This is a genomic window from Nocardia sp. NPDC051756 (assembly GCF_040681495.1).
Taxonomy (GTDB): Bacteria; Actinomycetota; Actinomycetes; order Mycobacteriales; family Mycobacteriaceae; genus Nocardia.
In genome coordinates, this window is the sequence record NZ_JBFAYV010000026.1 from 1 (window position 1) to 12,627 (window position 12,627).

The 12,627-nt window shown below is 64.6% G+C and carries 15 protein-coding genes; 10 read left to right on the forward strand and 5 right to left on the reverse strand.

Translation table 11 applies throughout. From position 1 onward, the window contains the following. Positions 1–254: 254 nt before the first annotated feature. Positions 255–515, reverse strand: a complete 261-nt coding sequence (locus tag AB0M22_RS45295; RefSeq protein ID WP_364740158.1) for a hypothetical protein — start codon at positions 513–515, stop codon at positions 255–257. A gap of 415 nt (positions 516–930) precedes the next feature. On the opposite strand from AB0M22_RS45295, the gene AB0M22_RS45300 reads away from it, so the two are divergent. Next, positions 931–1,422: a hypothetical protein gene (locus tag AB0M22_RS45300; RefSeq protein WP_364740160.1), complete on the forward strand. Its 492-nt coding sequence runs from the start codon at positions 931–933 to the stop codon at positions 1,420–1,422. 306 nt (positions 1,423–1,728) lie between these two features. On the opposite strand, the gene AB0M22_RS45305 is transcribed toward AB0M22_RS45300, so the two are convergent. Further along, positions 1,729–2,091 carry a hypothetical protein gene (locus tag AB0M22_RS45305; protein ID WP_364740163.1) on the reverse strand — a complete coding sequence of 121 codons (363 nt, stop codon included), beginning with the start codon at positions 2,089–2,091 and terminating at the stop codon, positions 1,729–1,731. A gap of 525 nt (positions 2,092–2,616) precedes the next feature. On the opposite strand from AB0M22_RS45305, the gene AB0M22_RS45310 reads away from it, so the two are divergent. Next, positions 2,617–2,994, forward strand: coding sequence for a hypothetical protein (locus AB0M22_RS45310; RefSeq protein WP_364740166.1), 378 nt, complete (start codon positions 2,617–2,619; stop codon positions 2,992–2,994). Between the two features lie 251 nt (positions 2,995–3,245). On the opposite strand, the gene AB0M22_RS45315 is transcribed toward AB0M22_RS45310, so the two are convergent. After that, positions 3,246–4,043, reverse strand: a complete 798-nt coding sequence (locus tag AB0M22_RS45315; RefSeq protein ID WP_364740169.1) for a hypothetical protein — start codon at positions 4,041–4,043, stop codon at positions 3,246–3,248. A 371-nt stretch (positions 4,044–4,414) separates the two neighbouring features. On the opposite strand from AB0M22_RS45315, the gene AB0M22_RS45320 reads away from it, so the two are divergent. From AB0M22_RS45320 to AB0M22_RS45350, 7 genes are all read left to right on the forward strand, one after another. Then, positions 4,415–4,831: a hypothetical protein gene (locus AB0M22_RS45320; RefSeq protein ID WP_364740171.1), complete on the forward strand. Its 417-nt coding sequence runs from the start codon at positions 4,415–4,417 to the stop codon at positions 4,829–4,831. 425 nt (positions 4,832–5,256) lie between these two features. Then, entirely contained in the window at positions 5,257–6,171 is a 915-nt protein-coding gene (locus AB0M22_RS45325) for a tyrosine-type recombinase/integrase (protein WP_364740173.1), read from the forward strand. 470 nt (positions 6,172–6,641) lie between these two features. Beyond that, positions 6,642–8,414 carry an amidohydrolase family protein gene (locus tag AB0M22_RS45330; RefSeq protein ID WP_364740176.1) on the forward strand — a complete coding sequence of 591 codons (1,773 nt, stop codon included), beginning with the start codon at positions 6,642–6,644 and terminating at the stop codon, positions 8,412–8,414. Then, on the forward strand, positions 8,411–9,043 hold the full coding sequence (locus AB0M22_RS45335; protein ID WP_364740178.1) for a TetR/AcrR family transcriptional regulator: 633 nt from the start codon (positions 8,411–8,413) through the stop codon (positions 9,041–9,043). The genes AB0M22_RS45330 and AB0M22_RS45335 overlap by 4 nt, the downstream gene beginning before the upstream one ends. Before the next feature lie 134 nt (positions 9,044–9,177). Beyond that, on the forward strand, positions 9,178–10,188 hold the full coding sequence (locus tag AB0M22_RS45340) for an alpha/beta hydrolase (protein ID WP_364740181.1): 1,011 nt from the start codon (positions 9,178–9,180) through the stop codon (positions 10,186–10,188). Positions 10,189–10,234: 46 nt separating this feature from the next. Continuing rightward, positions 10,235–10,450 carry a hypothetical protein gene (locus AB0M22_RS45345; protein WP_364740184.1) on the forward strand — a complete coding sequence of 72 codons (216 nt, stop codon included), beginning with the start codon at positions 10,235–10,237 and terminating at the stop codon, positions 10,448–10,450. After that, positions 10,447–10,905: a pyridoxamine 5'-phosphate oxidase family protein gene (locus AB0M22_RS45350; protein ID WP_364740186.1), complete on the forward strand. Its 459-nt coding sequence runs from the start codon at positions 10,447–10,449 to the stop codon at positions 10,903–10,905. Before AB0M22_RS45345 ends, AB0M22_RS45350 begins: the two co-directional genes overlap by 4 nt. A 276-nt stretch (positions 10,906–11,181) precedes the next feature. On the opposite strand, the gene AB0M22_RS45355 is transcribed toward AB0M22_RS45350, so the two are convergent. Further along, complete coding sequence (locus AB0M22_RS45355; protein WP_364740190.1) at positions 11,182–11,655, reverse strand: hypothetical protein; 474 nt, start codon at positions 11,653–11,655, stop codon at positions 11,182–11,184. Between the two features lie 156 nt (positions 11,656–11,811). Then, positions 11,812–12,180, reverse strand: a complete 369-nt coding sequence (locus tag AB0M22_RS45360; protein ID WP_364740192.1) for a hypothetical protein — start codon at positions 12,178–12,180, stop codon at positions 11,812–11,814. A gap of 189 nt (positions 12,181–12,369) precedes the next feature. Here AB0M22_RS45360 and AB0M22_RS45365 point away from each other — a divergent pair, with 189 nt between their 5' ends. Continuing rightward, positions 12,370–12,567 (forward strand): hypothetical protein, encoded by a 198-nt coding sequence (locus tag AB0M22_RS45365; RefSeq protein WP_364740195.1) that lies wholly within the window; start codon positions 12,370–12,372, stop codon positions 12,565–12,567. The last annotated feature ends 60 nt before the right edge of the window (positions 12,568–12,627 follow it).

A 12,627-nucleotide genomic window follows, 5' to 3' on the forward strand; every position in this document is an offset into this window, starting at 1 on the left:
CGATGCAGCAGGGGGACCGCGGGTGCTCCGGCGAATTCTCTGCCCCTGTTCCACGGCTAGGCCCATCTCGACAGCGAGTGTCGTTGCCATCGTTGAGGGTGACACTGTTGAACTCAAGCCGGTCGATGCCCTGTCTCCGGGACGACTGTCCATCCCGAGTCTCGGGCCGCCAAACTCACGGGGTTGGCAGAACGTCCGCTCTTGCCGCTGGGCGGGCGATCTCCGGCGCGAGATCGGCTGCGTGGCAGATGCAGTCACTTCGGCAGTTTGAGATCAACAACGCCGGGTATCAGCTGGTCGATCACAGAGTCTCGCACCAGCGCAGCCGATCGGATGCGATGCGAGAGCGTCACGGTTAGGAGTTCGTCATTATTACGTTGGGTGTCGTCTTGCTGGTACTCGGTTTCCTGCTCGGGATCCCGGTTCTGTGGACATTGGGCATTGTCGCCCTGGTGGTCGGTGCGGCCCTGGCCTTGTTCGGCGCGCTGGGACGACCGGTGGCCGGCCGGGCTCATTACTACTAGCCAGGCAGGCGTCGGTATCGAAACCGGTGGGGCGGGCCGAATCCGGCCCGCCCCACCGGTTTCCGGTCTGGCAAGTACGCGGTCGTCGACAGCGAGGGCCACGGCGTCGTCGACAGCGCGATGTACCACGTCCGGTCGGACGGCACTGTCGTTTTCGACAACGAATGCACCAACTGCGTCTCGGAACGCGGGCTGTCCAACTCTCGCAAGGTTCATCCCCGCTGCAACTACTGATCCCACGGCGGTCGTCCTCCCGGCAACCCCGGTCATGTCCAGAGCATCCGATATTGCCGCTGACGGGTCGCTTCGGGACCGGTCGGGCCGAGGTCGGCCGAACGCACCGTCATGCCGAAGAGCGGGTGTTTCCGTGTGTCATTTCGTGGCTCGCAGTAGGGATGATTGTCGGATGAGCCGAACCAAGTTCGTCGGAATCGATGACCGCGGATTCTGGGCGGTCGATGATGCGCTGGATGTGTGGCTGGCATATCTGGTCGAGGCGGTCGGAGATGCCGGCTCGGCGGAAGTTTGGCTGAGCGACCTGGTTGATGATTGGCGCCGTGGCTCCGCACTCGCTGATATCGGGGTGGCGATGCGGTTGCCGGTGGCGGTGCATCGCGAGCGGGTGCGCGGGATTGCTGAGCGCGCACGCGGTGCCGCGCGGGCGGGAGGGGATGTGTCGGTCGAGCGGTTGCGCCAGTGGGTGATTCTTGGCGATTCGACAGTCTCGGATGGTTTCTCGCGCACACCCGACGGGGTTGGCGTGGACCGAATCCTTGAGGTGGCCGATGGGTTCCTCGGGTTGCTGAATGGCACGTTGGCTGCTGATCCACCTCATGGCTGGTGGTATCTCGGGACTGGCGCAGGCATGTCGATCATCGAGCGCGGGAATTCGCACTGATCGATTGAGCGATGGTCGGCTCCACTGCGGCAACGGATACTGCGAACGCACGATATTGCCGCGGCCCGCGCGTTCCGGCGCGGTAGGCAGCGCTCCGCCGAAGACCAACGGCCCGAAGGGAACCCGAGCCGTTCCGGGTGCGCGGAAATGCCGCTGGGTGCGCGTTGGTCAGTGGTCCAAGTCGGTTGGCTGACAGTGCTTCTCAACGCGCGGTAGTGCGAATGCCGTGTGGTCCGAAACGGCCGCGCGACCAGCCCGAAGATCAACGGCCCGAGAGCATCTCGGACCACGTCGAAGGACAATGCATCATTGCCGCTGAGGCGCGGTCGAGCTCCATGCGAAGATGAGCAAGACGACGATGGCGGTCGTTTGGCACATCAGCTGACCCATGAGCGTGCCCGAGTTGATCATCGACCAAATAGCCCCGGCCAGGACCGGGCAGGCGACGGCAAGACGGGCAACTACGCGACGCTTTGTCCAGCGTTTCCGCGGGCCACGTGTCTCAGCCGGTTCCTGCCCGAAAAGCGAAAGAAACCACACCAGGGCAGTGCCGAGCATCGCGAAGGCGCTCAGGCGAGTCGCCACATGATCGTTCAAGTCTCCGCTGCCAACCAACCTGGTCGACGCAGCCAAGTACAGGCCGATGACGACCAGCGTCGCAACCCACATGATTTGTGAATAGCGCTTCTTCCGCCCTGCTGACACAGTCGATCCCGCCCCACCTACGCTCACAGCAGGAGCCTACAAGGCCGACGGTTGCACTGCACCAGCAAAGCGCGCTCATGACACCCGGCCAAGCCGCCCTTCGGATCGCACAAACCATCAACAGCTGAGCTCGCATGCCGCGCCCACAACGCCCCGAAATGCCGCATTGAGCGCGGTTCGGAGGGGCCACCGATGGCTGTCGAGCCGGACATGACGTCCGATCTCACCGATGCGACATCCAGCCGGCTGTCCGGACCACCGTCGGCACTAGCCGATGAACGGCGTCAGATTTGCCGACACAGCCGCACCGCACCAGTCCCAGCCCGGGCTAGCGGAGCGGTTCTTCTACCTCGATGACGACGCCCGGAAGCTGATCGCGGGACGGTGTCGGGACTACAACCGGTTGGGTTTCCTAAATGGGCTTTCGTACGCCAGTGGGTCCGTGGGACGGTTGCACTCACACCGAAACGGTGAAAACGAGGAGAATTCATGAGATTTACGGTGATTACCACAGCACTGCTCGTGCTGCCGCTGCTGGCTGGGTGCGACGACGGCAATGGCTCGACAGCGTCGACCACCGAGTCAGCGCGCACATCGAGCTCGAGTACTTCGTCGCCCCAGGGCGGCATTACGGCGGCCGAGCTGTCCAGGGCGCTGCAGAGCAAGGGCGGTACCAACCCGAGAGTGGCGGACTGCATAGCGGGAATCTACGTCCAGGAGAGACTGTCCCAAGATGCGCTGCGCGTAATCCGCGACAGCTTCGCCAACGGCGGACCGGACGACTCGACCTACCTCAAATTCAGCCCGCAGGACCAGGTAAAGATGGGCAACGCCAGCAGTCGGTTGGTGCAGGAGTGCGCCTTCTAGTTGTGGGATTCGGCTCGAACGGCCATCGATTCGCCGTATCGAGTTCGGGCACATCCAGCAGCAGCACCTCCTCGGTGCGCGCCGAGGATTCGTAGAGCACATGTCACAACACCCCGATCCCGCAGCGCCGCATCCGATCCGGATCTCCGCAACCCGGTCCCCGCTCAACGCCTTGCTGGTATCCGGCGGGCCCCATAATGCCGCATGGCGCGCGGTTCAGGACGCCTTCGGGACCGTGTCAGTACTACTATTCAATGCCAGGGGAATTGTTCAGTATCGGGCTGCGCCCGCAGTGACTTCAGCGCTTGCCTGCTGGTCAGGACAACGGAGTCGACATAGCGGCGGACCGCGTCTGTACTTGTCATCGCGAGCCGTAGTGGTTTGAGCTGTTCTGCGGTTGGTGGCGCGGGTATCTGTCCCGGCTTCCTCACCACGGCAGCTGCAGCGGTCAGGACCTCCAACGCGGTCTCGATATCTCCGGTTACCCCAAGCGCCGTCGCATGGTTGTAGGCATCGATACTCCAGTGCTCACCATCGACGCGCTTGCCCGCCCAATACTTCGGGCCCGGCCGCTTCGCGGCGGCCAACAAAGCCAGGTGTTTGCGATCATCCTCGGTATCGCAGAACAGTTCCGACACCACGTGGTGAGCGGACCGGACGATCGAATCGGTCTTGTCGAGTACCGAGTTCCGATCGACCTCGAGGTTCACCGATGTGGCAAGGTCGCGGCTACCCCAACCCATCACGAACGTGCTCCCTTCTAAGGGGGAGCTATGGGCGTTCCACAGATATTGGCAGCCGACGTTCAGCCGGGCCGAGACCGATCGACCGGATTCGAAGAACACGTTGCACAGCCACCAGCCGCCGTCGTAGATCCACTCACGACCACTGGAGCCAACAGCCCGAAATCCCTGGGGCGCCAAGTGGTGCTGTCCAGCTTCCCGCAGGGCCTGTTGGACAAACCGCTTGTGCGCCTCGCGCTCTGGCTTCAGCGCTTGATACTCCGCGTAGTTGTCGAAGTCGGTGAAAGGGTTCCGTTCATCGGTCATGGGTCTCCCTGGCTCCGATCGTCGCCATGTGATGCCGGATAACAGCATGGTCGACGCATGACGTGACATCGGATCCGACACGCACCAGCTGCCCCGGTCGGCGAGTCACCCGGGGTCCTTGAGCCGAACGCACTACTTTGCCGCGGAGCGCGCGTTGGTCGGCGGTCCAGAATCGCTGGCTCACAGAGCCTTCCAACGCGCACATGCCAACTACCGCGTACAGGCGGTGTGAGGAGCGATCCAGATCCACCCCATCCGGAACTTTCGCGGCGACGAATAACTGACCGGTGCACACACCATCGAAGTGGTGATGGCGAGTCTCGACGTAGTCGACAAGAGGGGAGAGATCATTGGATCCTCGGAGGAGTTCGATGTTCGCGTTCGCAAGTGCCGTATCACTGGCTGCAATGGTGGCCGTGTGCACGGTGGGAGGCGTTGCGGCCGCCCCGGCCCACGCCCAACGTGCGGTGCCTGTCTTGGCGCATGCTCAGCTCGTCTACCAGCCTCATCAAGAGCCAGGCGACGAAGACGACGACGATGCCGAAGGCGGCGCGGAACCGACCATCAGCAAGGTGAAGCTGGAAGCGGGCCGGTACTGCGGTGGATACATCCGCGAACAGAATCCCGAGTACGCGGTCGTCGACAGCGAGGGCCACGGCGTCGTCGACAGCGCGATGTACCACGTCCGGTCGGACGGCACCGTCGTTTTCGACAACGAATGCACCAACTGCGTCTCGGAACGCGGGCTGTCCAACTCTCGCAAGGTTCATCCCCGCTGCAACTACTGATCCCACGGCGGTCGTCCTCCCGGCAACCCCGGTCATGTCCAGAGCATCCGACATTGCCGCAACCCGCGCGTTCGCAAGCGTGTGCTTCTGCCACCGAGCATACGAGATTAGTTGTGGTTTAAGACATCCGCGCAGGCCGATGACCCGCGCAGGTGAGTGTGCTGTCAGCCGGGTCAGTGGAAGGTCGCCGATCGGAATGTCATGGGTTGATACGGAATTCGGCCCAGAGTGGGTAGTGGTCGGAGATGCGGAAGGAGGTTTGGGCGCGGGTGAGGTCGGGGTCGGTGCGGACCAACGCCGCCGGCGCAGCGGTCGTCGACCTCACCGGCGCCGCGAAGTAGCCCTTCGCTCGGACTCAGCCCTGGCTCAACAATCGGGTCGGGCTCTGTCTTTCAATCTGCCGCGTCCGGTGGGCATCGTGGAGCATGGGTACTTCATCCGATATCGATGTCGCCTTCGCTGGTGATGATCTCGTGTTGCGGCTGGCCTGCGCGGCCTATCTCGGCCGGTTCACTGGAAGCTCCCGGATCCATTGCGGATCGGACCTGCGCCTGTACTTCACCTGGTGCACCGAGCATCAACTGATGCCACTAGCGGTGGCGCGGGCTGAGGTCGAACGGTATGTGCGGTGGATGCAGGAGATCCGCCGGTTCAAGCCCTCCACCGTCGCTCGCCGCGCTGCGGTCCTTTCGGGGTTCTACCGCACCTGCGTGATCGACGGAATCATCGACCACTCGCCGGCCGAGTACGTCCGCCGACCCCGAGTCCCGAACGAGTCCCCGACTCTGGGTCTTTCGCATTTGCAGTTCGAAGCGCTGCTTACCGCGGCCCGTGACTCGGCCAGCCCGTGCGATTTCGCGTTGACCGCGATGCTCGGATTGCTCGGGTTGCGGATCTTCGAGGCGTGCAAGTCCGACGTCGACGACATCGGAGAGGAACACGGCCACCGCGTCCTGAGGGTCATCGGTAAAGGCTCCAAACTCGCGTTGATCCCGCTCCCGCCGGCGGTCGGACGAGCGATCGACCGCGCTGCAGGTGATCGGGTCCGCGGTCCGCTCCTGCTCAACACCCGGGGACGGCGGATGGATCGTCACTGCGCCACGAGGCGACTACGGCACCTGGCCAAGCAGTCACCGATGCGACTGCCACACATGCACCCGCACATGCTGCGCCATACCTTCGTCACGACCATGCTCGATGCCGGAGTCGACCTGCGCGATGTTCAGATCGCCGCCCGGCATGCTGACCCGCGGACCACGATGCGCTACGACCGCGCCCGCACCAACCTCGACCGCCACCCGAACTACATCCTGGCCGCCTACATGGCCTCGGGCACATAAGGACTCAACACCCGCACATGCCGATTATGCGGTGTTCGCAGCCCAGAACTTCGAACTGGACGGGAGTGTCCAGCCTGGGCCAGTCTCGATCAGACCCCGCTGTGTTACTGCGCGGGAAGTCTCGGCTTCCTCACCGATTCCAAGGAAGGAAGTAGTAAGCCTGCTTCGCTATCACAGGGGGCAGAGTGAAAGAGCCTCTCGAACTGCGCCGAGGGGCTCTTCGTATGCGCGGCCCGCGCCTTGTCCGTAGCGGCGGCCGGCGTCATAGATCGTTGCCGGGGCTCCGCTCACTGGGATCGCAGTCGCGATGGACCGCTTGTGCGAGTCGCTCTCGTCCTTTTAGTGCAGGCGGCGCTGCCCGGGCAAGACCAGGCGGGCGCACAGCCGGATGGCCATCTTGACGGCCCAAGCGCCCTTCGATAACGTTCATTACTGAATAACGTCGATTATCGAAATTGAGAGGCAACGTCATGGATGGCTTCGATCTGGTGATCCGGGGCGGATACTTCTTCGACGGAACCGGTGCACAACCCGCGATTCGCGATGTAGGAGTACGCGCGGGACGGGTGGCGGCGATCAGCACTGAACCTTTGGCGACGCAGGGGGCGGTGGTCGTCGACGCTGAGGGCTTGTGGGTGATGCCGGGCCTTATCGACGTCCACACCCACTACGACGCTGAGGTGTTGGTTGCCCCCGGGCTCTCGGAATCAGTGCGCCACGGCGTCACGACCGTGGTCTTCGGGAACTGCTCCCTTTCCACTGTGTACGCCTCCCCCAACGACTGCGCGGACCTGTTCTCACGCGTCGAAGCCCTGCCGTGGGACGCTGTCCATTCGGCGGTCAAACAATGCCAGACCTGGACAGATCCACACCGCTACGTGGAAGCACTCGAGTCTCGCCCGCTGGGACCCAACGTCGCGGCGCTCATCGGCCACTCCGACATCCGTGCGGCGGTTATGGGTATGGATCGGGCCACCGATCCAGGCAAACGCCCGACTCCCGCGGAGTTGGACCGGATGCGCGCGATGCTGACCGATGCGCTCGACGCCGGGTTCCTGGGATTATCGACCATCAGGAGTTCGTTCTCGAAGCTGGACGGCGTGCGCTACCCATCGCGCCAACTTCCCTCCACCTACGCGACCTGGCGAGAATACCGAGCACTGAACCGCGTGCTCCGCGACCACGGGCGCGTGCACCAGTGCACGCCCAACGCTGCCCGCAAGACCGAGATCGGCAAGTTCTTCGCCCAAAGCGCTGGTCGAGGCAGGGCGCCCTTGAAGACCACGATGCTCACCGCGGCAGATCTCAAGGCAGACCCGAAGCTGATCTGGATGATGACCAAGGCGACGGCATTGCTGAACCGGGCGATCGCCTCGGACCTGCGCTGGCAGCACCTGCCAGTGCCGTTCGAGGTCTACGCCGATGGCATCGACCTGGTCGTCTTCGAGGAGTTCGGCTCCGGCGCTGCGGCTCTCAACGTGCGTGATGTGGTCGAGCGCGGCAAGCTCGTGGACACCGAGGCTTACCGGCGCCAGTTCCGCAAGGACTTGGAGCGTCGGTTCGGTCCGAAGCTATGGCACCGCGACCTGTTCGACGCCGACATCGTCAGCTGCCCAGACGCCGAAGTGATCGGCAAGTCGTTCGGCCGCGTCGCCCAAGAACGTGGCATTCATCCCGCCGACGCCTTCCTCGACCTGGTGGTCTCCCACGGCGCCGCCTTGCGCTGGCGTACGACGATCGCCAACCACCGTCCCTATGTGCTCGACAAGATCGCGGACAACCCTCAGATCCAGCTGGGTTTCGCCGACTCCGGCGCCCACCTGCGCAACATGGCGTTCTACAACGCCGGCCTTCGGCTACTGAGGCGAGTCAAGCAGTCCGCCGAGGACGGCCACGAGTTCCTCAGCCTCGAACGCGCCGTGCACCGGCTCACCGGCGAACTCGGCGACTGGTACGGCCTGGACGCCGGCACCCTCCGTCTCGGGGACCGCGCCGACATCGCCGTCATCGACCCCGCAGGGCTCTCGCAGGCCTCGGCCGACTACGCCGAAGCCATCCTCGACGGGCTCGGGCGCGTCTCTCGAATGGTCAACCGCAACGACGGCGCAGTGGCCGCGACCATCGTGGGCGGTCACCTCGTCTACCACTACGGCACCTTCGCCGACGGGTTCGGCACGACGCAACGCTCCGGATCCTTCCTGCGAGCAGGAAAGACACACTCTAACGCCGGATGGTCCTCATGAATGCAGCCCTAGTCCCCGTCAACCGCCGCACGCCCCGGTCCGAGGTCCGCGACCGGCTCCTACGAGCGGCCTCCACCGTGTTCGCCGACCGCGGCTTCGCCGGAGCCACCATGCAACAGGTCGCGGCCGCCGCCGGGTTCACCACCGGCGCGCTCTACTCCAACTTCGCGAACAAGGACGACCTGTTCTTCGAACTCTTCGACCGAGAGGTAACGGGGCGCATCGCAGCAGTCCGCGCGATCCTCGGCCAGGCCGACCTCACCGTCACCAACGAGGCGACCGCACACGCAGCCGGTCGGCAACTGACCGCCGCAATGCAGCAAAACCGCGAATGGCAGCTGCTGTTCACCGAGTTCTGGCTTCGTGCCGCCCGCGACGGCCAGCTACGCGAGCGTTGGGTCAAACAACGCCGCGACTACTACCAGCAACTGACCGATCTGTCCGACGAGGCGCTCACCCGCTGGGGTGCGGGCGCAGCCGTCTCCGCGCGCACGCTCATGTTCACCATGCTCGCGCTGAACAACGGCCTCGCCATCGAAGAGCTCGCCGATCCGGGCAGCGTTCCCGACGACACGATCGGGACCGTCCTGATCCGCCTGCTGGGTCTCCAATTCAAGACAGCCGGCTGACGACCCGGCAACGCTGGATGACGATCCCCACCCGGGCGGCCCGCCGCCACCAAGGGCTTGTACAGGTCAGCGAGGGAGGCAGGGGCGTAACCCATGCCGCCACGACATGAACACACCCGGCCGAGGAGAAGCGCATGAGCACCAAGAACACATCGCGACCCGGGCGGCGGCGTGTCGGCAGCCGGATGACCGGTCGCATCACCGCCGAGCCGGCAACAGGCGGCGCGGGAACGGTGATGTCCGTCGATGGCGTCGACCTGCACGTCCGAGCGGACGGCCCGGTCGACGGACCCGCACTCCTGATGCTGCACGGCTTCGGTGCCTCCACGGCATGGTTCGACCAGATCGTTGCCCGCCTGCCGGAATGCCGGACCATCCGGGTCGACCTCCTCGGACACGGCGGTTCCGCACGACCCACGTCCGGCTACGACCCCGACAGCCAAGGGCGGCTCTATGCGCGTCTGCTCGCAGACCTGGACCAGAACGACGTCACGGTTGTAGGCCACTCGATGGGCAGCATCTTCGGTGTGGCCACCGCCGAGCACAGCACCCGCATCACCCGACTCGTGCTGATGGGCGAAGGGCCCGACACGAGCACCGGAACGCTGCCACCAGGCGAGTGGGTGATCCACACCCCGTGGATCGGCCCGATCCTGCAGCACCATGGTCCCGCGTTCGTCACCAAACGCGTGGTGCGGCGAGCATTCGCGCCGGGCTTCGACATCGCCACAGCATTTGCCAACCCCAGTCAGGGCCTCGACGACGCCCGCAGCCTGAACTACCCCGCCTTCACCCAATCCATGAGGCAGCGGCAGACGTGGACCAGACAGCTCGGCCTGGACGCACGGGTGGACAAACTCGCATTGCCGGCACTCGTCGTCTTCGGCCGAGAGGACCGCTTCTACAACGTGGATGCCGCACTGGTGCGCTACCGGGCAGTGCGAACCATCACGACCGCGGTCCTCGAGCACGTGGGGCACACACCGATGATCGAGGCGCCCGACCGCGTCGCTGATCTGATCCGCGAGTTCCTTTCCGCCGACGACAAACCGCCGGCAACTCCACCTGAAAGCGCCGACCCGAGAAGAAAGGGAAGCAGCCATGACCGTAAACCTCCAGGGCGGACGCGCCCCCCTCACCAGTGACGCCGGCGGTGCGATTTCCACCGCCATCTGCAGAAGGAGACAGACGATGCCAGACCTGGTCGACCTCCACCGCGACGGACAGACACTGATCATCACCATGCTCCGCGAGGCCCGACGCAACGCCATCGACGCGGACATGACCGCCGGACTCGAGTGGCAGGCCACCGAGCATGCCTGCGCCGCCGTGCTGGAGTCCGAGGACATCCACGAGGGTCTCCTCGCGTTCGCGGAGAAGCGTGCGCCCCAGTGGAGCGGTCGATGAGCACTCAGCGGCGTGGCCGCAGCATCGCCATGGAAGATCACGAACGTGACGCGTTCTTAGCCGAGCAGCGCGTCTGTCGGGTGGCGACCAACGGCCCGTCCGGTCCGCACGCAACTCCACTGTGGTTCGTCTGGGACAACGAGTGCCTGTGGCTCTACTCCCTGACGCGTAGCCAGCGGTGGACCGACATCTCCAGGCAGCCGCGCATCGCGGTCGTGGTCGACACCGGTCACGACTACCTGGAACTGCGCGGCGTCGAGCTCGTCGGCGAGGCCGAAGTCGTTGGCGAGGTACCCCGCACCGGTCAGCCCGAGCCTGCCCTGGAGACCCCCGAGAGCCTGTTTGCCACCAAGTACGTCGGCCTGGACACCCTGCCGTACGACGAGCGGCACGCCTGGCTCCGGATCCGGCCAGAGACCATCCGCAGCTGGGACTTCCGAAAGCTAGGAGGATGAAGATGCCACGATCGATCACAGTGACGGGATGTCCGCGCGCCCTCAACCGGGGAACTTGCGAAGACATTGTCCGTCTGGTCGAGCGCGACCAGCGCTTCCATAGGTGAACAAGTGCATAGATCAACCCGACATCCGCATATCGGACACCAGCCGATCCGCCTCACCGTACGTTCCACTATTCGAGCCAGGGGCAGGCCGGATGGCTCGGAGTTTCCCGCCCCACCCCGATCGCTGGTATACGAACGTCCTGTTATGGCACCCCCTACCGCGCGTTGGTCAATCGACCAGAATGATTGGCGGACAAGACTTCCCAACCCGCGGTAATGCCGATTGAGTGCGCCTGGCTGGCCCGCTGTCCAGGGCGAAGTGGGTCGCGTGCGGGACCGCGTGCACCCGGTGTGGGCGGGTATTCGCGGCGTCGAAAGCGGGCTGCTCGTGCACGAGAACCGGATAGACCTGCTCGGCCACGACGTCGTGCCGGTCGAGGTGTCGTAGCAGGGCGAGCGCACGATCGGCGTTGTCGAGCACGATCGGATACTTGTCATAGGTGTGGTTGCGGTCGGCGAAGTCGATCGGCAGTGTGACCGCTACCGAGTGTCCGCCCCAGATGCTGTCGACGGTCTGTTCGAGCGCTTTGGGGTGGCGGCCGCCGTGGTAGACGCCCGAGTCGATTACCTCATCGACCAACCGGTGCACCTCGTCGCGCAACTGCCGGATCCGGCGGCTGTGTGCCTCGGCTGAAGCGGCCAATGTCGGCCGAACGCACGATTTTGCCGAATATCGTGCCGCCTGGCGGTCGCTACCGATCGACGCTGCCTCGGAATCGGGCGGCTTGAGACGGCCGGGCGGCCAGCGAACCCAATCCGTTGACATCTGCGGCATGTCCGGCGGGAGAGCGCAACGGCATCAGTCGTCGTAGGGTTTGGCAATGTAGAACGGTGCGTACGAGCCTCTATGCCACGTAGCATCGGGCCAGCCGAGGTGCACTTGAGTGATGATGACCGAGTTTTGCTCGGGGCCGCCGGACAGAAACGCGTGCAGATCGCTGACGATGTCGTCGAGGTCCTCTGCTAGCGCCGGTGTTTCCCGCGTGGCCGCCACGTGGATCACTATCGCACCGGGGCGCGGTTCGACGGCCATGCCGACGATTTCACTGCTGATGAGGCCCAGCGCTGCCTGGCTGGCCTGGACGAGTAAGTAGTTGGTGCGGAGCAGTGTGTCTATCTCGTTCGGCGTCAGATCTGGGTTGTAGTACTGCGAACCAGGATGCCCCATTTAGCCACGATATCTGGGCTGATCGACTCGCCCAACTCTTAGGCACAGTCGTAATTGAGCATCCGCTATTGCCGCGGAGCGCGCGATCCGAGTGGACAGTGGCCGGGCTCGGATTGGTTGTCCACCAGCGCTTCATGAACGTCCGGATCTGCTGAAGACCGCTCATGCTCTGGCCGATGACGTGGTGGGATGCCTGCGGCGCTGTCTGCCGACACGGTCCGGACCGGGTGGGCCGGTGAGATCGCGAATACCGGCGTGATCCGCACGCTGGGGGAGGTGACCACCATGCCGCTCGACAGCGTGCTCGGCCGCGGCGCGCATCTTCGGCTACATCGCCGACCTCCACCCGGCAGCGGGTATTGCCACGATCATCGCGGACGCCACTGAGCGGTGGTGGGCGCCATCGCCCGGTGGACGGCGCGCCCGGCACGAATGGTTCTTCGCCGT

What these genes read in the sequence shown, in the direction of transcription:
- AB0M22_RS45325 (WP_364740173.1), top strand. Translation starts at nt 5,257, where the DNA reads ATGGGTACTTCATCCGATATCGATGTCGCCTTCGCTGGTGATGATCTC.
- AB0M22_RS45365 (WP_364740195.1), top strand. Translation starts at nt 12,370, where the DNA reads ATGCCTGCGGCGCTGTCTGCCGACACGGTCCGGACCGGGTGGGCCGGT.
- AB0M22_RS45335 (WP_364740178.1), top strand. Translation starts at nt 8,411, where the DNA reads ATGAATGCAGCCCTAGTCCCCGTCAACCGCCGCACGCCCCGGTCCGAG.
- AB0M22_RS45300 (WP_364740160.1), top strand. Translation starts at nt 931, where the DNA reads ATGAGCCGAACCAAGTTCGTCGGAATCGATGACCGCGGATTCTGGGCG.
- AB0M22_RS45310 (WP_364740166.1), top strand. Translation starts at nt 2,617, where the DNA reads ATGAGATTTACGGTGATTACCACAGCACTGCTCGTGCTGCCGCTGCTG.
- AB0M22_RS45340 (WP_364740181.1), top strand. Translation starts at nt 9,178, where the DNA reads ATGAGCACCAAGAACACATCGCGACCCGGGCGGCGGCGTGTCGGCAGC.
- AB0M22_RS45350 (WP_364740186.1), top strand. Translation starts at nt 10,447, where the DNA reads ATGAGCACTCAGCGGCGTGGCCGCAGCATCGCCATGGAAGATCACGAA.
- AB0M22_RS45315 (WP_364740169.1), bottom strand. Translation starts at nt 4,043, where the DNA reads ATGACCGATGAACGGAACCCTTTCACCGACTTCGACAACTACGCGGAG.
- AB0M22_RS45360 (WP_364740192.1), bottom strand. Translation starts at nt 12,180, where the DNA reads ATGGGGCATCCTGGTTCGCAGTACTACAACCCAGATCTGACGCCGAAC.
- AB0M22_RS45320 (WP_364740171.1), top strand. Translation starts at nt 4,415, where the DNA reads ATGTTCGCGTTCGCAAGTGCCGTATCACTGGCTGCAATGGTGGCCGTG.
- AB0M22_RS45330 (WP_364740176.1), top strand. Translation starts at nt 6,642, where the DNA reads ATGGATGGCTTCGATCTGGTGATCCGGGGCGGATACTTCTTCGACGGA.
- AB0M22_RS45345 (WP_364740184.1), top strand. Translation starts at nt 10,235, where the DNA reads ATGCCAGACCTGGTCGACCTCCACCGCGACGGACAGACACTGATCATC.
- AB0M22_RS45305 (WP_364740163.1), bottom strand. Translation starts at nt 2,091, where the DNA reads ATGTGGGTTGCGACGCTGGTCGTCATCGGCCTGTACTTGGCTGCGTCG.
- AB0M22_RS45295 (WP_364740158.1), bottom strand. Translation starts at nt 515, where the DNA reads ATGAGCCCGGCCGGCCACCGGTCGTCCCAGCGCGCCGAACAAGGCCAG.